Here is a 21,394-nt window from a genome sequence, read left to right on the forward strand (position 1 = left end):
GAGCGGATCTAAGGGGGCAACGCTGGTCTAATCCCCGACATGCTCGCCTCTGAGGCCGTGCGCCTGATGAACCTGGAGGTCAAGGCGCTAACTGGTGCACCAGCCGGGGTGCGCAGCCCGGATCCCCTCACGCGCCGGAAGGGCTATCGGGAATGTGCCTGCGACACCCGCGCCGGCCGGAGCGCTCTTGCCACCCTCAAGCTGCGCAAGGGCTCCTTCTTCCTGGCCTACCTTGAGCCGCACCGCACCGCCGAGAAGGCACTCACCGCCGTCATCCAGGAGGCCGCTGTCCACGGCGTCTCCATCAGTTCCGTCGACGATCTCGCCAGAGCCATGGGCGCTTCCGGCATCTCAATGAGCTAGGTCCCGCACCAGTGCGAGCAGATCGACGAGCGGATGAACGTCTTCATCGCTCCGCCGGATCGTCTCTATGGCCGTGGGCGTCAATCTGGCCTCTCGCGCTGCTAAAGCGGGAGGAATGATGCCCGGCTCTTGGTCTGTGGCAATTCTTCAGCGGTTCATCTCGGTCCTTTCGGCTGCCTGAGATCTGTTCGTTCCGCCTTGCTCGCACTCGTCTGCCCTCGCCACCCATGTCCACCGTTTATACGCCATGGCGGCTTGGATGTGCGCGGCGGGCGTGGTAGCCTGAATTCCGCAAAGCAGGGCTCCTCGCGTTGCCCTCAGGTTATTGTGACCTCACCCGCCGGGGCTGTTGCTTTCTTCGCGGAAGAAAGACGCTTCTTCAGCAGATCGTGTGTAACTTCGAGAGCGTGCGCTAATCTCTCGACCTGACCAACTCCACTCGCAGCGAGATCTGCGCTGGTGATCCTTCTCCAGCTGACACAGATATCATGCACGGTTCTTGCTCCGACATTTGCGGAGGCGCTCTGTAGGCCATGAGCCTCGAGGCGGAACCTATGCGCGTCACCCGCGACAGCGGCGCTCTGCAATTCGGCTATAAGACGTTCCACGTCCGAGAAGAATTCCTCCACGAGGTTGGAGACGAATTCTCTCCCTCCTAGTTGTTCCAGCTCCGCGAGAAGAGCGTCATCGATGACGGAAGAATGAGCATCCGGCGGAGCAACGACAACAGGGACAGTCTCGGCCGGCGCCGGGGCGAGGAATGAACCCGCGTGCTCGTTGATCGCTTTGAGCAACACGGCAGGCTGAACCGGCTTCGTCAGGCATAAATCCATCCCCGCGGCATGGGTTTCAGCGACGATCTCCGGCGTCGCGTCGGCCGTGAGGGCTATGATCGGGACGCGAGTGCCCTGGGGCTCTGTAAACCGGAGCAGCTTGGTAGCCTCGATACCCGTCATTACGGGCATGTTGATGTCCATGATAACGAGGTCGAATCTCTCCGCCTCCAGGATATCGAGAGCTTCCTCACCGTTTTCGACACATCGGGCGGCATGTCCACCGCGCTCCAGGATCTTCGAGATCACGAGACGGTTCGTGGCGTTGTCGTCCGCCACCAGGATCGAGAGGGGCCGGGACGCGACCTGAGGCTCAATCCTGTCCGGCTCGCTCCCCCTCGATGCGGCCCAGGACGTCTGAGCAGCCGTCGCGGACACGGCGGTTCCAGCCTCATCCGCCGTGAAATCGAGCGGGAGAACGCTGCTCGATACATGGGTTAGGCCTGGCTCCACCAAGCTCCGGGGAGCGTTCGGGCGGATCAGAACCGGAGGGACGGGAAGGGCGGCGTCCTCGATCTCGGCGGCCAGGGCCTCGACGGGCAGGTCGCTGCAGCAGAACAGGACGACCAGATCGCCCCCGGCCCGCAGGATCCATTCCCTCGCCTCGAGAAGATTCCGAGCGACGGGGCAGCTGCCCCTGCCGCCAAGCCGCGGCGCGAGCGATTGTGCAAGGCCCTGATCGGCGCAAACCAGGAGCGGTTGGAACTGAGGAGGCTGCTGCTCGCCGGGAGCGTTGCCGCCCAAGGCTTCCATCGGCAGGATGAACCAGAAGGAACTGCCATGACCTTCCTGACTGTTCACGCCAATACGCCCACCCATGGCCTCGACCAGTTGCCGGCAGATAGCGAGGCCGAGCCCGGTTCCACCGAAGCGGTTGATGATGGTCTCGTCGGCCTGGGTGAAGCTGTCGAAAATTCGGCCCATGGCCTGCGGGGCAATGCCTATGCCCGTGTCAGACACAACAAAGCGGATGAAGCTTCTGCCGTTCTCGGTCACAGGATGGACTGCCACAGTGACATGGCCCCGTTCCGTGAATTTGACGGCGTTGCTGAGCAGGTTGAGCAAGATCTCCGTGAGATGGTGTTTCGGCGCATGGAGTTGAAGGGGTGTTTGTGGAGCGATATGGATCGTTGCCCGAAGCCCTTTCTGCTGAGCTTGTGTGAGAATCATAGCGCGAGCGGTGGACAACACTTCCAGCAGATCGAAGTCGCTCCGTTCGATCGGCATCTTTCCCGCTTCGATGCGCGACAGGCTCAGGATGCTATTGATCTGCCGCAGCAGGGATTCTCCGGCGGAACCGATCGTGCGGACGATACCGCGTTGCTCCGCGTCGAGGTTCGTACCAGCCATCAGGTCCGACAGGCCAATGATCGCGTTCAGCGGCGTTCTCAGCTCGTGGCTGACGCTGGCGAGGAACAGGGTCTTTGCCCGATTTGCCGCTTCCGCCTGGGCCTTGGCGTTGGAGAGCTTCCGGATTAGCGTGCTGGAATAGAGAGGGAGCACGATGAGACTCAGCAGTAGGGTCGCTGAGAGATAAATGTCGTCGCGCCATCGGGGTGTCGTGTAGATGACCAAGGTGAAGCAGATCACCGAGACGGCCACCGCAATATAGAGAAAGCGGATGCCAAAGCGGAATCCGTTGCCAAATGTGATCCAGAGATAGAGCAGAAAAAGAACCGACGAGGTTTCTCCGACATAGTGGAGCTGCACGGAAGCCGTCGCAAGGTCGCTGACGATGGCGATGATTCGTCGAGTTGTCGATCGGTGCGGCCTGAAGAAAATGTGAACAGCAATGCCCGCCGAGATGAGGGCGAAGATCATTGCGGCGATCAGCGCCTCGTGTGGGACGGAGGGGTTGATCCAAAACGTGTAGGCCGCAATTAGGCTCAAGAAGATGAGCCTGTTGAGGCTCATCTCGTGCTCGCGATCGGGGCTGTTCTTCAGCCGCGACAGGGCATCGGTGATCACGAAGCCTGGGCCTTCTTAGGGGGGGCGCCTTGGTTCCGCAGCAGGTAGCGAGGATCGTCTACTAGCAGAGATTCGAAGACACCGGACGGAACGGGACGGCTGAACAGATAGCCCTGGGCCTCGTTGCAGGCATGGCTGAGCAGGCAGGCGAGTTGGGGATTGGTCTCGACGCCTTCGGCAACCACTTTCAGCTCGAGGCTCCGGGCCAACGAGATGATGGCCCTGACGATGGCCTCGTCGCGGCTTCCGGCGAGAAGATTCGAGATGAACGAGCGGTCGATCTTCAAGGTGTCGACCTCGAAGTTCTTGAGATAGCTGAGGGAGGAGAAGCCTACGCCGAAATCGTCGATGGCGACCCTTACTCCGAGCCTCTTTAGGCCGCGCAGAACCTGCTTGGTGCGCTCAACGTCTTTGAGAAGGCTTCCCTCGGTCAGCTCGAGTTCGAGGGAGCCAGGATCCAAGCCGGTTTTCTCGAGGGTGTTCTCGACAAGTTGGACGATGTCCTGTCGTAGAAACTGCAGAGGCGATAAGTTGACCGAGATCCTGAGTGGAGCGTACCCGAGGCTCTGCCACGCAGCGGCCTGCTTACAGGCCTTTGCAAGAACCCAGGCGCCGATCTCGTTGATCAGTCCTGTTTCCTCCGCAATGTCGATGAACACGTTAGGCGACGTGAGCCCGAATTCGGGCCTTTGCCAGCGCAGGAGAGCCTCGGCTCCCGCAATGGCTCCCGTCGCGAGATCGATCTGAGGCTGGTAGTAGAGTTCGAATTGCTCCTGAGCGATCGCTTTGCGGAGGTCTGTCTCCAAGCTGATATTGTTCCACGAGATGCTGTCCATCTCCGGCGAATAGAAGCGCAGTGTGTTTCTTCCCTCGGCCTTCGCCTGGTACATGGCGAGGTCCGCGTATCGGAGCAGCTTGTCAGCTTCCCTGCCGTCCTGCGGCACCAGGGTGATACCGATCGTGCAGCCTATCCTGAGTTCGGTCTCCTCAAGGAGGAAAGGCGCAGAGAGGGAATCGATGATCCTGCGCGCCAAGCTCTCCGAATCCTCTGACGCTGCGATATTTGCCTGCACGACGACGAACTCGTCGCCGGACACCCGTGCAACGAGATCGGTGCTCGAAACCACCCCGAGGAGGCGACCGGTCACCAACTGAAGCATGCGGTCACCTCCGGCATGGCCGAGCGCGTCGTTGACCGCCTTGAACCGGTCTAGATCGATCAGGAGGATCGCAAACCGTGCGCCCTCGCTCGACAGCTCCTGCTGAATGCGCTCGTTGAGCATTCTTCGATTGGGAAGGTCGGTCAGCGTGTCATGCAGCGCGATGTGCCGCATCGTGCTTTCCGCCTGCTTACGTTCTGTGATGTCGATCGACGTGGTCAGGACGCTCGTCTCCGCACCGGCAAAGGCGGGCATGGAAGTCTTGGTTGTCAGGAAGGCCCTTTCGGCGCCGGAGATGTCGACAATGCTCTCCTCAAAACTCACGGCGGCTCGCTGGTTCTTCAGAATGGATCTGTGCATCTGGTGACTAAAATCCAGATCGTTGCTGCGCAGCACGTCGCTGAGCAGCCTTCCCGTCAGAGCCTCTGGCGTGGAGCTGACGAAATCAGCGAAATGGGCGTTCACGAAGACGATGCGGCTGTTCTTGTCGGTCGCACTGATGAGGGCAGGGACGGTGTCGATCACCTGGGCCAAAGCTTCCCGGCTGCTGCGAACGAGCTCCTCCTGCGAGCGCTCGCTGATCCGCAGCTGCTGCTCGAGGGCCTGGGCGCGGCCTTTGATCTGCTGCTGCTGGCGCTGCAACTTGAGGAGATTGCGTGCGCGGGTGACGAACTCATAATGATCGACTGGCGACCGGAGAAAGTCGGTTGCCCCCGCCTCCAGGGCACTAAGCCGGAAGGCCCTGTCGTCGTAGGCAGTGATGACGATGATCGGAACATCGACTCCGTTGGCACTCCCTCTCACATGCCTGGTGAACTCAGCTCCGTCCATGCCGGGCATTCGAAAGTCGGTGACGATCAGGTCGGCGGCGTTGCCTTCGAGCCATTCAAGAGCTTCGATCGGTGCGGCGAAGGCGTGCACTGCTGCGCCATCCTCGATCGTCTGAGCGAGCCGGGAATAAATGTTGCGGTTGGTGCTTTTGTCGTCGAGGATCAGAATGACTGCCATATGTTGCCCCCGGCATCCCTCGGATTACTCGTGCAGTCGCTCCTCCGAATCTGCTGAACCTGCTCAGTCATCCCGGGCTGCCGACCTTACTCTTCGATGCCATTTCGCCGATCGCGGTATGTCCTAGCGAGTGTCCTTTATATTTCTCGATAATCCGTCCGTACCTGCTGCCCGATCGCCATTTTGCATTTCAAAATATCTGAAATGTGCGCGGGATCAGGATACTATTCATACCGCAATAACGTAGAGAATGTATGCTGCTTTGGTTGGAGTTGATGCCAGTGTGGTTAATTTATTTTCGTTTAATTCAATCCGATGACTTTGACATTGCAATAATGAAACTTTTTATCCTGACCACTACATGCTGATGTTAACCACGCGTGAAGACAAATCTTCCTAGGGGCTATCAACGCCGCTGTTAGGACATCATTATCCTTAAGGAATGTCGCCTCCTCAAGGGGTGCCGCTCGGCAGCGGGATGAAGCTCGCTGCGTTAAAATTCTCTATGATGGAGAACAGGATGTCATCCCCGCTGGCCAAAATCGACGGCCGTTCCTTTAACGACGAGCAGTTCTTTATAGATCGGGATATCCCGACGCCTTCCGATCCCGCACCGAAGCCCGTGGTCGAGCTGAACCAGTCCAGCCCGACCAACCTCCTGCTGCCGCATATCGACGTGAGACTTGACTTCGATCAGAAGATCTACTGGGCCGCCATGCGTCCGAGCCGGCAACCGGTGATCACGATGGAGCTTCTGCAGGACATGATGTGCGTGCAGGAATCCGTGCGGGCAATCATGGAGGAGGGAAACCGCGAGCAGCATCAACACCTCGAATACTTTGTTGGCGGCTCCCAGACGCCAGGCGTGTACAACTTCGGCGGAAACTTGGCGTATTTCGCGGATTGCATTCAGCGCAGGGATTCTGAAGGCTTGCGGGAATACGCCTATGCCTGCATTGATGTGGTGTACGGAAATTCGGTGGCGTTCCGTACGCCCCTTATCACGATCGCACTCGTACAGGGCGATGCGTTGGGTGGTGGGTTCGAATGCGCCCTGTCCTTTGATGTGCTCGTCGCAGAGAAAAGTGCGAAGATGGGCCTGCCCGAGGTGCTGTTCAACCTGTTCCCAGGCATGGGCGCCTACAGCTTCCTCTCGCGGAAGATTGGAAGGACAGCGGCCGAGAGGATGATCATGAGCGGGAAGGTCTATACCGCCGAGGAATTGCATCAGCTTGGCGTCGTCGATGTGCTTGCCGAGGATGGCCAGGGGGAGAATGCAGTCAGAGACTACATCGCCCGCAATCGGCGCAAGCAAAATGCGCACAGGGCGATCTACCGCTCGAGGAGGCGGATCGACCCGGTCACTTATGAAGAACTGAGGGACATTGTTGACATCTGGATCGAGGCCGCCATGAATCTCGACGAGCAGGATCTACGCAAGATGATGCGGCTTGTGACCGCGCAAGAGCGACGTCTAGACAAACCTGAATAGACGGCAGCTTGGACGTCATGGCGATCAGCGGTCCGTCTATGGCAGGACATGCGCGGGCAGCGGCCGACATTACTTGAGCAGGGGGGGCATCCCCAGAGTAAGGGCTCTCGGCCAGGGGGAACTCCACGCGCTCAGGCTATGGAGATTGGTAGGGCTGATACACAACGCGCCCGTTCCAGGCACCTTTGAACGGCCAAGCTTAACGATTCGTACGCAGGCACGACGTCTGGCCTGCCATACTCCTCAGGACAGATGCTGCGCGAAGTGCTTGTTCATCTCGAACATGCTGACCTTGTTCTTGCCGCCGAAGACCGGCCGGAGCTTGTCATCGGCCAGGATCTCGCGCTTGTTCGTAGGGCTCTGAAGGTTGTTCGCTTTGATGTACTCCCACACCTTGCCCACTACTTCCGTGCGGGGCACGGGAGATGAGCCGACAACGGCCGCAAGCTCACTGAACGGTCGTAGCGGCTTCGCCAAAGCGGGGTTCGGCTTCTTGGCTGCTTTGGCTTCGGTCGTTGAAGATTCTAAACTGTGCCTCGCTGGCACGTATAGCAGCCAAGGGCGGGACAATCACCAGAAGGGCCTGAACACTTCCTCAACTCCGCTCTAAGCGTCCAAATGAGAGAATGAAAATTTCCATTGAAACGTTTGATCGTCACCAGCCACGACGTTTGCCTGTTGGCTTGGCCATCATCTGTCGCATCGCTTCCTCGGCGCGGGCTCTGGCTTCTGCGTCGTCACTGAGATTACGGACGTCAGACGATGCTTCCTGTTGATCAATGCCGTTCTTGCGGGAGCGCCATTGCTTCGCCTGGGCCGCGGTCGCAGCAGCGTTGGCCAGCTTCTCCAGTCGATCGAGCTGCGGCGTGCTGGGTTTAGCATTGGGTTCAGGCTGATCGTCCTCTCGGTCGGGGCTCTCTGTCATCAATCCACTTCCTTAAAGCGCGGCACAGCCAGCTATGCTACGCCGCGACACGGTTCAATTTCATAGGAACAGGTTAACCCCGTCTTAACCATAAAGGTCCGACCTAAGCTGATGCGAGATGACGACGCTGCTACCAGATTGGCAGCTTCCAGATGCCGATTTGGTAGTACTGTTCGGTGCTCGAAGCGGACGGGTAGTTCGAATGGCTGGCTTCCTGGAGAGCCCCTGCGGCAAATGCTTCAACCTGTGCCCTGGCGCGTGTATCGGCACCGCTAGGTCATATTTCATCGGAGATGAGGGCGTCTGACAAGGCGAACACGTAGTTGAGATTCCCTGAGGCGGGTCAGGAAGGTCCGAAACTGGCACGTTCCGGACTTAACTCTCAGGACTGCTCACCTCGTCAAAGCGGACTTTTGATAGCGGTTGAGAGCCCAGCTGCCGCACTCACCTAGTGGCACCAATAGAATTCGATCGCTGGCCAAAGATGGTTCTCGACGGTTCGGTGCAGACATTGATTCAACTGGAAAATCTTTCGATGATCAGTTCTGTAGCATCACCAGCTCCACCCGATCCGCCAGAAATTTGGTTCTAATGAACTGCACAGGCTTGCCTTCCAAGTCCAGCTCGATTGCCTTGCTGATCAGGACGACGGCATCCGTTGCGCAACTCATGAGTTCGGCGTCCTTAGCGGAAATGCGCTCTGGTGCCGACGCGACAATCAAGGACAGCAGCCGGGACAGAATCTGCCGATCCGTGCCTTCTGCGCTTTCGCGGACTTCCTTTCGGATCCGGACGATGGTGCGATGCCATTCGGGGACTACACGAGACGGGGGCCTCGGACCACAACGGCAGCTCCCGCAATTTCTACACCTTGAGATGGCTCTAGAGGTCGCATAGAGCAGGAGCGTGTTCCAGGGCGCAGTGATCGCGGACAGGCCGATCATGAGGCCACTTGCTGTCCCGCATTGTCGAGCAGGCTCTCGATGAGGAAATCGATAAGCACGGCTTCAACGCCAGCCGTGAGACAGTCTTGTTGAGGGCGTCCGAAGCTGCTGGCCACAGCAGCCTCCCGATTCTGAGGTATTATCTGAACCTCCACCTAAAGCGTCGGCTGAGGCAGACTGGTCCCGGACGTTTACATGATCTACGCGAGAAAGAAATCGCCGTGCGCCGCGCCCTCGACCATAGTGAGCTCCGCTTGACGTGGCAATGAGTTGATGCAGGAGCTGGCTCGTGCCGGGCGGACACAGGATCATAGTGACACTTACGGCAATCAGCCGGCACTTGCAACCTGTAGTAGATTAATTCGGGGAGTTGCCCAAACATAATGGAGGAAGAGGTCCGGGGACGAGCCTGAACAGGCTCGACAGCAAAGCTGACATCCGACACAACAGTCCCATGAGCCTCGTCATCCGCAAAGCCGAAGAACGCGACGCTTCGGTCGTCTTCACCTTCATCCGCGAACTCGCCGAGTACGAACGGCTGGCCCATGAGGTCGATGCCACCGAGGGCGATATCGCGAAGGCGCTTTTCGGCGAGAACCCGCGGGTCTTCGCCGATATTGCCGAATGGAACGGTGAACCCGTCGGCTTTGCCCTGTGGTTCTACAACTTCTCGACCTTTTGCGGGCGCCATGGGATCTACCTGGAGGATCTCTTCGTCACGCCTGCCTTCCGCTCCAGGGGGATCGGCAAGGCCCTGCTGAAGCATCTCGCCCGCCGCTGTGTCGACGAGGGTCTGACTCGTTTCGAATGGTGGGTCCTTGACTGGAACGAGCCGGCCCTGGGTGTCTACCGCTCCATCGGAGCCATCCCGATGGACGAATGGACGGTGCAGCGGATGACCGGGGACGCCCTGAGGCGCTTGGCGGAGGAAACATGACCCTACCTCTCATCCTCGTCGTCGCGGTTGCCGAGAACGGCGTCATCGGGCGTGACAACCAACTGCTCTGGCGCATCAAGACCGATCTCGGGCGCTTCCGCAGGCTGACCATGGGCAAGCCGATGATCATGGGCCGAAAGACCTTCCAGTCCATTGGCAAGCCCCTGCCGGGCCGGGAGACGATCGTGCTGACCCGCGATGCCGGCTTCGCGGCCGAGGGCGTGCATGTGGTCCATACCTGGGACGAGGCGGTCGCCAAGGGCGAGGAACTCGCTGGCCGGATGGGGACCGATTCCGTGGCCGTAGCAGGGGGGGCGGAAATCTATGCCCTGGCGCTGCCGCATGTCCAAAGCATCTTTATGACGAAGGTTCAGGTTGCCCCCGAGGGGGATGCCGTCTTTCCTGATTTCGACCGGTCACGGTTTCGTGAAACGAAGCGCGAGGATCATCCCAAAGGGCCCGATGACGAGCATCCGTTTACCTTTATTGACCTCGAAAGGCACCCCTGACCTTGTCCAAGGTTGACGAAGGCTCGCACAATCCCCAAGTCGCAGGCTTGACAGGCGGAAGAGGCAGCACCCACAACCGTCTGATCTCTCAACGGCCTTCCAGGCCGATCATGAAAAAGCGAGGAACGGCGTCTAATGCCTTGGAGTAACCAAAGCGGCGGCGGTGGCCCCTGGGGTCAGCGTGGCGGATCGGGAGGCGGCAAGAGCCCTTGGGGCTCCGGCGGCCCGCAGGGCAACGGAAATCCCCCCGACCTTGAAGATATCCTGCGCCGCAGCCAGGATCGCCTGAAGGATTTCATTCCAGGCGGCTCCATGGGAGGCAGAGGGCTCATCATCCTCGTCCTCGGCGTCATCGCCGTCTGGCTTCTGACCGGATTCTATACGGTGCGGCCCAATGAGGTCGGCATCAACATGATCTTCGGTAAATACACCGGGACCTCCGGCGAGGGTCTTCGCTATAACCTGCCTTACCCCATCGGCCGGGTGATGAAGCCCAACGTCACGGCTCAGCAACGGGTCGAGGTCGGCTATCGTTCCACCCCGACGGGGCAGGGGCGCGCCCGCGACGTGCTCGAGGAAAGCCTCATGCTGACCGCCGACGAGAACATCGTCGACATCGACTTCGATGCGGTCTGGCAGATCAATCCCGCCCGTCCGCAGGATTACGTCTTTAATCTCCAGAACCCCGAGGGCACCATCAAGTCCGTGGCCGAAAGCGCCATGCGCGAGGTGATCGGCCGCCGCAACATCCAGGCCATCCTGACCACCGAACAGGCCAGCATCGCCCAGGAAGTGCGCCAGATCATGCAGCAGGCCCTGGACGCCTACGGCGCCGGCGTCCTGATCAACGTGGTCCAGCTCCAGGCGGCCCAGCCACCGGCGGATGTCCGCCAAGCCTTCTTCGACGTGAACGCCGCCCAGCAGGATGCGGTCCGCGTCCAGAATGAGGCCGGCGCCTTCGCCAGCCGCGTGGTTCCCGAAGCCCGAGGCGAGGCGGCCCGCACGGTGCAGCAGGCCGAGGCCTATCGGGAGCAGTCGGTCGCCGACGCCACCGGTCAGGCGGCCCGCTTCCGCCAGGTTTATGAGGAGTACCGCAAGGCTCCGGCCATCAGCCGCGAGCGCATCTTCCTCGAGACCATGGAGCGCGTCTACGGCGGTGTCGACAAGATCATCGTCGACCAGAACGGCCAGGGCGTCGTGCCCTTCCTGCCTCTCACCCAGCAGACCCAGCGCCCGCAGCCGCAGGGCAATGCCGCGAACCCGCAGGGAGCTACACGATGAACGGTTCGACTCTTCGCACGGGCCTCCTGGTCCTCGTGGCCCTGGTCGCGATCGTGCTCTACAGCTCGGTCTTCATCGTCCAGCAGACCCAGTATGCCCTGGTGCTTCGCTTCGGTGCCGTGCAATCCGCCATCTCGGAGCCCGGCCTGAAGTTCAAGATGCCGCTGGTCGACGCCGTGACCTATTTCGAGAAGCGCGTGCTTGACCTCGACCTGCCGGTCCAGACCCTTCTGTCGGCCGACCGGCAGAACCTGGAGGTCGATGCCTTCACCCGCTATCGGATCGTCGATCCGCTGCGCTTCTACCAGGCGGTCGGCAACATCGCTTTGGCAAACCAGCGCCTGCAGAGCTTCACCAACTCGGTCATGCGTAACACGCTGGCGAGCGCCTCCCGCGATGCCATCGTCCGTACCGAGCGTGCGGACCTGATGAACCGCATCCAGGCCGACGTGAACCGGCAGGCGGCGAGCCTGGGCATCGAGATGATCGACGTGCGCCTCACCCGGGTCGACCTGCCTGCGGCAAACAGCCAGGCGGTCTACCAACGCATGCGAACCGAGCGTGAGCGCGAGGCGGCGGATCTGCGCGCCAACGGCCAGCAGCAGGCCCAGACCATCCGGGCCCGCGCCGAGCGCGAGGCCACGATCATCCGGGCCGAGGCCAATCAGCGGGCCGAGGAACTGCGCGGTCAGGGCGATGCGGACCGGAACCGCATTCTGGCCGAGGCCTTCGGGCAGGATCCGGAATTCTTCGCCTTCTATCGCTCGATGCAGGCTTACGAGGCCGGTCTCAAAGGAAGCGAAACCCGCCTCGTGTTGAGCCCGGATTCGGATTTCTTCCGCTATTTCAACGACCCGACCGGGCGTGGGAATGGCAGAGGCGCCACCTCCCAACCAGCTCCAGCGCCGGCCCAACCGGCCCCAGCCCAATAAGCGCCTGATGTTGGATTTGATTGCAGCCCTCGGCCTCGCTCTCGCGGTCGAGGGCATTTTGTTTGCCGCCTTCCCAGACGGCATGCGCCGGGCCATGTACGAGGCGGCCCACAGCCCGAGCGACCAGATGCGGATCGTCGGGATCATCTCCGCGTTGATCGGCGTCGGCGTGATCTGGCTGGTACGGCACTTCAGTTGAAAACGCATTCTGCGGACCTCAGGGCCCGCCCGAATGAGACGCTCTTCAAGGCGTGGGGTATCGACTTGGATACCGAAAGCGCGCGACCGCTTTTGGGCCCGGTACGCTCCGCCAAGCTTCCGCCGCAATATCCGCTTGAATGGCGGGGCCAGATACCAATCTATATGCGTATTCTCCGAGAGAGGTTTTCGATGAACACAGCCACGAATGCGCTGGAGCCTTCCAAGACGGCGCTGCCCCAGCGTCCCCTGCGCCGCCGGCTGGCCGCGTCATGCTTCGCGGTCTTCACAATCGTCGCAACGGCCGCCGTGCCGCTGCCCGTCCTTGCCCGTTCCACGCCCGAGTCCTTTGCCGATCTGGCCGCGGAGGTCACGCCGGCCGTGGTCAATATCTCGGCCTCGACCACCGTCGAGACCCGCAACCGAACCTTGCCACAGCTGCCGCCGGGCACTCCGTTCGAGGATCTCTTCGAGGAATTCTTCAACCGTCGCGGCCAAGGCGGCGGTGGAGGCGGCGACAGCGCGCCCTCGCGGCCGCGCAGCTCCAACTCTCTCGGCTCCGGCTTCGTGATCGATCCCTCGGGCATCGTGGTAACGAACAACCACGTGATCGGCGACGCCAACGACATTAGCGTGATCTTCCCGGACGGCACGCGCCTGAAGGCCGAGATCGTCGGCAAGGATTCCAAGGTGGACTTGGCCGTCCTGAAGGTGAAGTCCGACAAGCCGCTCAAGGCGGTGAAGTTCGGCGATTCCGAGTCCATCCGCCCCGGTGACTGGGTGATGGCGATCGGTAATCCCTTCGGCCTCGGCGGCTCGGTGACGGCCGGTATTGTCTCGGCCCGCGGCCGCAACATCGAGTCCGGTCCCTACGACAACTACATCCAGACCGACGCCTCCATCAACAAGGGTAATTCCGGCGGTCCCCTGTTCAACATGAACGGCGAGGTCATCGGCATCAACACGGCCATCCTGTCGCCCACGGGCGGCTCGGTCGGCATCGGCTTCGCGGTTCCCGCCTCCACGGCCGTTCCGGTCATCGATCAGCTGCGCCAGTTCGGCGAAACCCGCCGCGGCTGGCTCGGCGTGCGCATCCAGAACGTGGATGACGCCACCGCCGAGGCTCTGAGCCTCGGCGCCGCGCGCGGCGCCTTGATCGCCGGCATCGACGACAAGGGCCCCGCCAAGCCAGCCGGTCTCGAAGTCGGCGACGTGATCGTTCGCTTCGACGGCAAGGAGGTCAAGGATTCCCGCGACCTGCCGCGCATCGTGGCCTCGACCCCGGTCGGGAAGGCCGTCGACGTGGCCATCGTCCGCAAGGGTCAGGAGATGACCAAGCAGGTCACTCTGGGCCGCCTTGAGGACACCGAGAAACAGGCGAGCCTACAGCAGCCTTCGACCGAGCCGCCGACTGCGACCCGCCAGGCCCTCGGCCTGAACATGTCCGGAATGACGGACGAGCTGCGCCGGCGCTTCAGTCTCAAGGACGACCTGAAGGGCGTGGTCATTACCCGGGTCGATCCGAACTCGAACGCCTCGGATAAGCGGATCCAGGCCGGCGAGGTGATCGTCGAGGTCAACCAGGAGCCGGTGACGAGCCCGGCCGACGTGACCAAGAAGATCGACGACTTGAAAGCGCAGGGCCGCAAGTCCGCCCTGCTCCTGGTGGCGAATGCCCAGGGCGAGGTCCGGTTCGTCGCCCTTTCGATCGAATAAGCCTCTCGTACGATCCAGCAGAGGGCGGTCCCTTCGGGCCGTCCTTTTTCATTTATCCGTCGCGTTCTTTATTACGAACAAAACGATTGACATAAAAGCCTGATCCGGGGGATTGATGACCTGCATCCTCCATGAACCGAGGCTCCGGCGGGCCTCGTCCGTAAGATCAGAGCATCATGACCCAGCACATTTTCCCCGTTCCGGCGGCCCTGGCATCGACAGCCCATGTGGATCGGCAGGCCTATCAAAATCTGTACCGGCGCTCCATCGATGATCCGGAAGGTTTTTGGCGCGAGCAGGCCGGGATCCTCGATTGGGTGAAGCCCTCCACTACGGTTAAGAACACCCGCTATTCACCCGATGACGTGACCATCGAGTGGTTCTCCGACGGCACCTTGAACGCATCCTTCAACTGCCTGGACCGCCATGCCCGCGACCGGGGCGATGATGCAGCAATCCTGTGGGAGGGCGACACGCCGGGCGAGACGCGAAGGGTGACCTGGAAGGACCTTCAGCAGGAGGTCTCTCGCCTCGCCAATACCCTGACGAAGCTTGGGGTCAAGAAGGGTGACTTCGTCAGCGTCTACCTTCCCGTGGTGCCGGAGGCCATCGCGGCCATGCTGGCCTGTGCCCGGATCGGCGCCGTGCACTCCGTGGTCTTCAGCGGCTTTTCGGCTGAGGCCCTGGCCGGGCGGATCGAGGATTGCCGGTCGCGGGTGCTGATCACGGCCGACGAGGGCCTGCGCGCGGGCAAGCCTGTGCCGCTCAAGAAGAACGCAGATGCGGCCCTCCAAAGCCTGCCCTTCGTCGAGCATGTGCTCGTGGTGCGCCGCACAGGCCGGGACGTCCCCATGACGGCAGGCCGCGACCGCTGGTACGACGAGGCCCTGGCCGAGGTGTCGGACGTAAGTGCTCCCGTCACGGTTGGCGCCGAGGATCCGCTCTTCGTGCTCTACACCTCGGGCTCGACCGGCAAGCCGAAGGGCATGCTCCACACCACCGGCGGCTATCTCGTCCATGCGGCCGCGAGCTTTCGGGCGATGTTCGATTATCACCCGGGCGACATCCATTTCTGCACGGCGGATGTGGGCTGGGTGACGGCGCATACCTACCTGATCTATGGCCCTCTCGCGAACGGGGCCACCATCGTGCTGTTTGAGGGCGTTCCCACTTGGCCGGATTCCTCGCGCTGGTGGCAGATCGTCGAAACCTACAAGGTCAATATCTTCTACACCGCGCCGACCGCCATCCGCTCGCTAATGCGCGACGGCGAGGGGCCGGTGCGCCGGCACGACCTGTCGTCCCTGCGCGTTCTGGGCTCCGTGGGCGAACCGATCAACCCGGAGGCTTGGCTCTGGTACCACGAGGTCGTCGGAGGAGGGCGTTGCCCGATCGTCGATACCTATTGGCAGACGGAGACCGGAGCCGTTCTCCTGTGCCCGCTGCCCGGCGCCACGGACCTGAAGCCGGGCTCGGCCACAAAGCCCTTCTTCGGCGTGCGCCCCGCGTTGCTCAGCCGCGACGGCACCGTCGTCGATGGCGAGGGAGCGGGCAACCTGTGCTTCGCCGATTCCTGGCCGGGACAGGCCCGCACCATCCTCGGCGATCGGGAGCGTTTCCTGAAAACCTATTTCAGCACTTTCCCGGGCTATTATTTCACCGGCGACGGTGCCCAGCGGGATGCGGATGGGGATTACTGGATCACCGGGCGCCTGGACGACGTGATCAATGTGTCGGGCCACCGGCTCGGCACCGTGGAGGTCGAGTCCGCCCTGGCCTCGCACCCCTCGGTGGCAGAGGCCGCCGTGGTGGGCATGCCGCATGAGATCAAAGGGCAGGGCATCTTCGCTTTTGTGACGCTCAAGGAGGGCATCGCGGAGAGCGACGATCTGCGCCGCGACCTGATCCAGGCGGTGCGCACCCGGATCGGGCCGATCGCGACGCCGGACCGGATCGAATGGGCGCCGCAACTGCCCAAGAACCGCTCAGGCAAGATCCTGCGCCGCATCCTCACCCGCATCGCCGCCGGCGACTACGAGAACCACGGCGATACCTCAACGGTCGCCGATCCGACGGTGGTGGCCGAGATCGTCCGCCGGGTACAACTGCAAAATAAATAATAAGCGCATCCTATGGATCTAGAGGCTGGCGAAAAGAGCCTGCAGATGCGTGTACCGAGATTTTCTACTAAGGCTTGGGTTCAGGGTAGGCCCATCCTATTTCCGCACAGATAACACCCGAATACCGATATTTGGAGCATCCACGATGTTGTGGGATTTGATCGGGGATGGCCGGCGCATTACACACGGATGCAGGCCTCGAACCTCCGAAGAGTCGCAGGCGACGGGAAGAAGCCACTCACATGCACAACGCGATGGGTGCCTTCCGCTTCGCTGACTCTGCGGATCAGACGGGATAAAACAATGAGAGAGCCTGCGGGCTCTCTCTTGTCCGGATAAAAGTTCCCATCAGACGATCAGAAAGTCCCGATTGGTCAGGTTGAGGTTGGTTCCAATGGTTGCGATGTGCACCGCTCCCTTCACCCCGGTCCCATCGGCATCGTAGAAGATCTTTCCGTTCGCCCTGTTGTAGATAATGCGGTCCTCCGCATCTTGCGCCTGGTCAGCAATGACAAAGGCGTCGGCTTTTAGAACGCCGAGCTTGCCCGCTTTCTTGAAGATCGTCTTCGACAGATGGATCGTATCGTCGCGCACCGAGAAGTCGGTGATGCGATCGACCTGACCGTTGCCGATCGTCGTCGAGAAAACGAAGGCGTCCTTGCCGGCGCCGCCCGTGAGCGTGTCCTTGCCAGCGCCGCCGATTAGAACATCGTTCCCCGAGCCGCCGAAAAGGCGGTCATTGCCGGTGCCTCCATCGAGCGTGTCGTGGCCTGTTCCTCCTGCGACCTGGTCGTTGCCGCCAAGGCCGGACAGGTAATCGTTCCCTGTGCCGCCCGTAAGGGTATCGTTCTCATCGGAGCCGGGCAGGGTCTCGTCAACCTCGTCCTCGATCCTAATCGTGACAGCCTGATCTATGAAAGCACCGTGTGAGTCCGTGGCACGGATCACGAGAGTATGGAACGCAGTGGTTTCATAATCGAGCGCGCCTGCATCCGCCACGATCAGCTCATCGCCGTCGATCGCGAAGGCCGTGCTCGGCGTCACGAGGCTGTAAGTTAGGACATCGCCATCCGGGTCATGCCCGCGCAGGAGCGAAACGACGGTTCCGGCTTCGGTATTCTCCGGAACACTGTAATCGGTTAGCTCGATATGCGTCGGCGCATGGTTCGCCGGTGGAGGCGGATCCTCGGACTCGTCCACATCCGTCACATGGATCTGGAAAGTCTTATCCGTGATACCGCCGTGGCCATCCTTGGCACGGATGGTGATCGCCTGGACAGGGTTTGTCTCGAAATCGAGTAGGCCTGCATTGTCGACCACGAGATCGTTGGCGACGATGCGGAACGCTCCGCTATGTGGCCCGACTATTTCGTAGGTCAGTTGATCGCCGTCAGGATCGACAGCGCCGATCCGTGCAAAATGGCTACCGGAAACCGTGTTCTCCGCAATGCTCGTGTTCGAGAGCGTAATGTCGCGTGGGGAATGGTTGGTTGGCGGGGGCGGGTTCTCTGGAGGTTGCTCAGTGTCATCCCGCTCCAGCACTTGGATTGTGAAGGTTCGCTCGACAACTCCGCCATGCTGATCCTTCACGCGCATTCGGATTTCGTGGGACTGAGCTGTGTCGAAATCAATTCGCGATGAGTCAGCGACGTAGAGAGTAGCGCTTCCATTGCTTGTAACAAGACCGAAACGGCCATCGGCCCCATCGATCAATTCGTAAGTCAGCATCTCCCCTTCCGGGTCAATCGCCGTGAAATATCCAACAGGTGCCCCTTGCGATGCATGCTCGAAGACTGATCCGTTGTGAAGGGTGAAATCATATGGCAATTCGTTGGTGGCGCGCCGGAGATCCTCATAGCCCCAGACGGTTCCGTCTGAGAAGATGATCTGCTCAATATGGCCATTTGCAGTGCCGTTCTGGAAGTAGTTGCTGATGTCGAGCAATGCTCCCGTGGCTATTGTACCCTTGGAGATCCGAAGGTTGCCATCATGATGATTTCGCTGGAAGCTAAACTCGCCGGCTGCACCATCGACCTTCAAGGTGTCAATGCCGCCGTCATCAAGGATCCAATCATAGGTGCCTAGCTCAGCATCCCAGATGTACGTGTCGTTGCCGGAGCCACCCCAAAGGACGTCACTGCCAGCGCCGCCCTCGAGCGTATCGTGTCCATTGCCGCCTTCGAGATAATCATCTCCGGCGCCGCCATCGAGCGAGTTGTTGCCATTCAAGGCGACTATGTGGTCAACATCACCAAGGCCATAAACCTTGACGTTGGCCTGCTCTACGATGATCTCGTCACTGTCCTCTGTGCCGTATATGATGTTGGACGGAGCTGGCGGCTCTTCCGTATTCCCTCCAGTGACCAAGATCGAGAAGCTCTTGATGAGTGACAGGCCGGTGGAATCAGTAGTCCTTACACGAATCCAGTGATAGCCAGCGGTCTCGTAATCGATCAGTGATCCGTTCGCGACAATAAGCTGGTCGCCTTGTATGGCGAAGCGGCCATCGGCATCGTCGATCAGCTGATAGATGAATCTGCCGTTCCCTTGCGGATCGAGCGTACTGAGAGTTCCAACGAGGGCGCCCGTTGCCGGATCGTTCTCCACGCCATTGTGGCTGAGCACGATGTCCGTGGGGCGGTCTGTGCTTGGCGGCATGGGCGTCAGTCGCGCGACGACCTGATCGAACGACAGGCTCCCATCCGCGAAGGTCAATTGCTCGATGTGGCCATGGATCTGACCGCCGCGGCTCGACGTATTGAAGTATTGCTCGATATCGAGAATGGCGCCTGTCGGGCGATGGAGGATGCGCAGATCGCCACTGCTTGCGCTACGATGGAAGTCGAAATCTGTGAGTTGCCCGCCGACATAAACCACGTCGGCTAATCCGCCGCCATCGCCGATATAGTCGTAATCGCGTCCGAAGGGTTGCCATACATAGGTATCGTCAGACGTTCCACCGATTGCGGCGTCGTTACCTGCACCACCATCGAATAGGTCGTTTCCGCCTTTGCCGACGAGAACGTCGTCACCACCCAAGCCTTGGAAAGATTCGCTTGCTGCGGTTCCAAGGAAGATGTCGCTCGCTAGGTCATTGCCGGTATAACTGCCAGGAGGCGGGGGAGGCGGTGTCGGCACCGGGGCAGGATCGTCCGACACGTCGTTGTCGACGAAGATCGTCATGTCCGCTTCCCTGTGGCCGCCACGCCCGTCCGAGGCGAGCACCCGGATGGTGTGGCTCTGCCATTGCTCGAAATCCAGTTGTGCGCTGGGAGCGACGCGAACGATATCGCCGTCGAGATAGAAGCGCCCGCCTGCATCATTAACGAGCGTGAAGGTGACAACGTCGCCATCCGGATCGATACCGCGCAGCATACCGGCGATGTCACCCTGATGGGCGTTTTCCCGGATGCGTGGGTTGTCGAGAATGATCGTCGAGGGATCCTGGTTCGGCGCCGGCGGTGGTGGAGCTGGTGGCGTGGGCTCGATCACGCGGTCGAGGACTTCGAGAGTGAAGGTCTCCTCGGCCGTAGCACCCGAGGAATCCGTTACGAGGACGCGGATATCGTGAAAGCGCTGGTCTTCGTAGTCGATGAGGCCCCAATCGTCGACGCGGATGGTGTAGCCGTCCAGACGGAAGCGACCCCCAGCGTCGTCGATTAGCGTATAGGTCAGCGGATCGCCATTCTCGTCATGGGCACGGATCCAGCCGACAACAGGATCAACGCTCCCGCTCCCCTCCATGACGCGGTTTCCGTCCAGTCGCAGGATTTCGGGAGCCATGTTCGCGGCTGGGATCAGTGGAGAGGTCAGAGCAGCCCGAACCTGCTCGCGAGTCCATGTGGTGCCATCGGCGAAGACGATACTTTCGATGTGTCCACTACCGCTTTCGGCGGTGTTGAGATACCCGCGGACATCGATGTGGGCCGTGTGCCCGAACTGAATCCTAAGGCCGGACCCATTCTGAATCGACGAAAATGTCAATTCTGAAGCGAGCGCATTGATATGGAGGGTGTCGTTCCCCTCAGGATCTTCCATCTCATCTCGGCCTCCGGTCACTGGGTCCCAAAGATAGGTGTCGTTACCGTTGCCGCCGTTAAGACGATCGGAGCCGCCTCCCCCATCGAGGGTATCGTCTCCATCGTAACCGACGATTCTGTCGACGCCGCTCGTTCCTACGAGTTCATCGTTCCCATCAGTGCCGTAGATACCGTTTGTCGTTGTCATGGTGCAGCTTCCATGAGGAATTTGCACCTATATTCATGTTATTACATTTTATAATCAATAGCTTTTTTAACGCCTCGCTGGAAAAAATTTAGTTCTCATAAGAACTTACGAAGGGTGACCTGTCCTAATGTCAGCCTCGCCGTAGCCCTGCACGTAGAGCAGGGCCGACAGGTCCGCGTGGTCGATGCGGGCATGGGCGGCTGCCGCGACGGCGGGCTTGGCGTGGAAGGCGACGCCGAGCCCGGCTTCCTCGAGCATGGCGAGGTCGTTGGCCCCATCACCCACCGCCATAGTGTCGTGCGGTGAGAGGCCGAAGCGTGCCCGCAGCTCGACCAGGGTCGCGAGCTTCGCCTCGCGGCCGAGGATCGGCTCCTCGACTTCGCCCGCCAGCTTCTCCCCATCCAGGATCAGGTGATTGGAGCGATGCTCGTCGAAGCCTATCTTGGCCGCCACGGGGCCGGTGAACAGGGTGAAGCCGCCCGAGACGAGACAGGCGTAGCCGCCGTTGGCCCGCATGGTGCGGACCAGGGCTCGGCCTCCGGGCGTCAGGGTGATGCGCTTCTCGATGATTTCGTCGACGACGTTGACCGGCAGGTTCTTGAGCAGCGCTACGCGCTCGCGCAGGGCAGGCTCGAAGGCGATCTCGCCGCGCATGGCCCTCTCGGTGATCTCGGAGACTTCCCGCTTCAGGCCGACGTAATCGGCGAGCTCGTCGATACATTCCTGGCCGATCATGGTGGAGTCCATATCAGCCAGGAACAGGCGCTTGCGGCGGGGGGGC

Annotated in this window: 15 protein-coding genes and 1 pseudogene; 9 read left to right on the forward strand and 7 right to left on the reverse strand. The window is 60.8% G+C overall.

Going from position 1 to position 21,394, the window contains the following annotated elements:
• Positions 1–30: 30 nt before the first annotated feature.
• Positions 31–363: a transposase gene (locus OC446_RS03635; RefSeq protein WP_410054999.1), complete on the forward strand. Its 333-nt coding sequence runs from the start codon at positions 31–33 to the stop codon at positions 361–363.
• A gap of 317 nt (positions 364–680) precedes the next feature.
• On the opposite strand, the gene OC446_RS03645 is transcribed toward OC446_RS03635, so the two are convergent.
• The gene (locus OC446_RS03645) at positions 681–3,164 is read right to left on the reverse strand and encodes a hybrid sensor histidine kinase/response regulator (RefSeq protein ID WP_262027684.1); all 2,484 of its coding nucleotides are present in this window, start codon (positions 3,162–3,164) and stop codon (positions 681–683) included.
• A complete protein-coding gene (locus tag OC446_RS03650; RefSeq protein ID WP_262027685.1) occupies positions 3,161–5,332 on the reverse strand; it encodes a putative bifunctional diguanylate cyclase/phosphodiesterase in 2,172 nt (723 codons plus the stop codon). Before OC446_RS03650 ends, OC446_RS03645 begins: the two co-directional genes overlap by 4 nt.
• Positions 5,333–5,852: 520 nt before the next feature.
• Between OC446_RS03650 and OC446_RS03655 the strand changes: the two genes are divergently transcribed.
• Positions 5,853–6,824 (forward strand): crotonase/enoyl-CoA hydratase family protein, encoded by a 972-nt coding sequence (locus tag OC446_RS03655; protein ID WP_262027686.1) that lies wholly within the window; start codon positions 5,853–5,855, stop codon positions 6,822–6,824.
• A gap of 243 nt (positions 6,825–7,067) precedes the next feature.
• On the opposite strand, the gene OC446_RS03660 is transcribed toward OC446_RS03655, so the two are convergent.
• The 3 genes from OC446_RS03660 to OC446_RS03670 form a co-directional block, all read right to left on the reverse strand.
• Positions 7,068–7,379, reverse strand: a complete 312-nt coding sequence (locus OC446_RS03660) for an SWIB/MDM2 domain-containing protein (protein ID WP_410055000.1) — start codon at positions 7,377–7,379, stop codon at positions 7,068–7,070.
• Positions 7,380–7,479: 100 nt separating this feature from the next.
• Positions 7,480–7,749 (reverse strand): hypothetical protein, encoded by a 270-nt coding sequence (locus OC446_RS03665; protein ID WP_262027687.1) that lies wholly within the window; start codon positions 7,747–7,749, stop codon positions 7,480–7,482.
• Between the two features lie 539 nt (positions 7,750–8,288).
• Entirely contained in the window at positions 8,289–8,693 is a 405-nt protein-coding gene (locus OC446_RS03670) for a hypothetical protein (protein ID WP_262027688.1), read from the reverse strand.
• Positions 8,694–9,147: 454 nt separating this feature from the next.
• Here OC446_RS03670 and OC446_RS03675 point away from each other — a divergent pair, with 454 nt between their 5' ends.
• From OC446_RS03675 to acs, 7 genes are all read left to right on the forward strand, one after another.
• A complete protein-coding gene (locus OC446_RS03675) occupies positions 9,148–9,630 on the forward strand; it encodes a GNAT family N-acetyltransferase (RefSeq protein ID WP_262027689.1) in 483 nt (160 codons plus the stop codon).
• On the forward strand, positions 9,627–10,139 hold the full coding sequence (locus OC446_RS03680) for a dihydrofolate reductase (RefSeq protein ID WP_262027690.1): 513 nt from the start codon (positions 9,627–9,629) through the stop codon (positions 10,137–10,139). Before OC446_RS03675 ends, OC446_RS03680 begins: the two co-directional genes overlap by 4 nt.
• A 135-nt stretch (positions 10,140–10,274) precedes the next feature.
• The gene (gene hflK / locus OC446_RS03685; RefSeq protein WP_262027691.1) at positions 10,275–11,420 is read left to right on the forward strand and encodes an FtsH protease activity modulator HflK; all 1,146 of its coding nucleotides are present in this window, start codon (positions 10,275–10,277) and stop codon (positions 11,418–11,420) included.
• Positions 11,417–12,352: a protease modulator HflC gene (gene hflC, locus OC446_RS03690; RefSeq protein ID WP_262027692.1), complete on the forward strand. Its 936-nt coding sequence runs from the start codon at positions 11,417–11,419 to the stop codon at positions 12,350–12,352. The genes hflK and hflC overlap by 4 nt, the downstream gene beginning before the upstream one ends.
• A gap of 7 nt (positions 12,353–12,359) precedes the next feature.
• Positions 12,360–12,551 (forward strand): DUF2065 domain-containing protein, encoded by a 192-nt coding sequence (locus OC446_RS03695; RefSeq protein ID WP_009764092.1) that lies wholly within the window; start codon positions 12,360–12,362, stop codon positions 12,549–12,551.
• Positions 12,552–12,742: 191 nt separating this feature from the next.
• A complete protein-coding gene (locus OC446_RS03700; RefSeq protein WP_262027693.1) occupies positions 12,743–14,266 on the forward strand; it encodes a DegQ family serine endoprotease in 1,524 nt (507 codons plus the stop codon).
• Between the two features lie 176 nt (positions 14,267–14,442).
• Positions 14,443–16,386 (forward strand): acetate--CoA ligase, encoded by a 1,944-nt coding sequence (gene acs, locus OC446_RS03705; RefSeq protein WP_262027694.1) that lies wholly within the window; start codon positions 14,443–14,445, stop codon positions 16,384–16,386.
• 348 nt (positions 16,387–16,734) lie between these two features.
• Here the strand turns inward: acs and OC446_RS03710 are convergent, their stop codons facing one another.
• Together OC446_RS03710 and serB are read right to left on the reverse strand one after the other, a co-directional pair.
• A complete protein-coding gene (locus OC446_RS03710; protein WP_262027695.1) occupies positions 16,735–20,613 on the reverse strand; it encodes a cadherin domain-containing protein in 3,879 nt (1,292 codons plus the stop codon).
• A gap of 105 nt (positions 20,614–20,718) precedes the next feature.
• A pseudogene (serB, locus tag OC446_RS03715) lies at positions 20,719–21,387 on the reverse strand (phosphoserine phosphatase SerB); the annotation flags it as partial.
• Positions 21,388–21,394 lie beyond the last annotated feature (7 nt).

It is taken from the genome of Microvirga sp. Mcv34 (assembly GCF_024519725.1).
Lineage (GTDB): Bacteria > Pseudomonadota > Alphaproteobacteria > Rhizobiales > Beijerinckiaceae > Microvirga.

What these genes read in the sequence shown, in the direction of transcription:
- hflC (WP_262027692.1), top strand. Translation starts at nt 11,417, where the DNA reads ATGAACGGTTCGACTCTTCGCACGGGCCTCCTGGTCCTCGTGGCCCTG.
- OC446_RS03700 (WP_262027693.1), top strand. Translation starts at nt 12,743, where the DNA reads ATGAACACAGCCACGAATGCGCTGGAGCCTTCCAAGACGGCGCTGCCC.
- hflK (WP_262027691.1), top strand. Translation starts at nt 10,275, where the DNA reads ATGCCTTGGAGTAACCAAAGCGGCGGCGGTGGCCCCTGGGGTCAGCGT.
- OC446_RS03680 (WP_262027690.1), top strand. Translation starts at nt 9,627, where the DNA reads ATGACCCTACCTCTCATCCTCGTCGTCGCGGTTGCCGAGAACGGCGTC.
- OC446_RS03665 (WP_262027687.1), bottom strand. Translation starts at nt 7,749, where the DNA reads ATGACAGAGAGCCCCGACCGAGAGGACGATCAGCCTGAACCCAATGCT.
- OC446_RS03695 (WP_009764092.1), top strand. Translation starts at nt 12,360, where the DNA reads ATGTTGGATTTGATTGCAGCCCTCGGCCTCGCTCTCGCGGTCGAGGGC.
- OC446_RS03650 (WP_262027685.1), bottom strand. Translation starts at nt 5,332, where the DNA reads ATGGCAGTCATTCTGATCCTCGACGACAAAAGCACCAACCGCAACATT.
- OC446_RS03675 (WP_262027689.1), top strand. Translation starts at nt 9,148, where the DNA reads ATGAGCCTCGTCATCCGCAAAGCCGAAGAACGCGACGCTTCGGTCGTC.
- OC446_RS03670 (WP_262027688.1), bottom strand. Translation starts at nt 8,693, where the DNA reads ATGATCGGCCTGTCCGCGATCACTGCGCCCTGGAACACGCTCCTGCTC.
- OC446_RS03710 (WP_262027695.1), bottom strand. Translation starts at nt 20,613, where the DNA reads ATGACAACGACAAACGGTATCTACGGCACTGATGGGAACGATGAACTC.
- acs (WP_262027694.1), top strand. Translation starts at nt 14,443, where the DNA reads ATGACCCAGCACATTTTCCCCGTTCCGGCGGCCCTGGCATCGACAGCC.
- OC446_RS03655 (WP_262027686.1), top strand. Translation starts at nt 5,853, where the DNA reads ATGTCATCCCCGCTGGCCAAAATCGACGGCCGTTCCTTTAACGACGAG.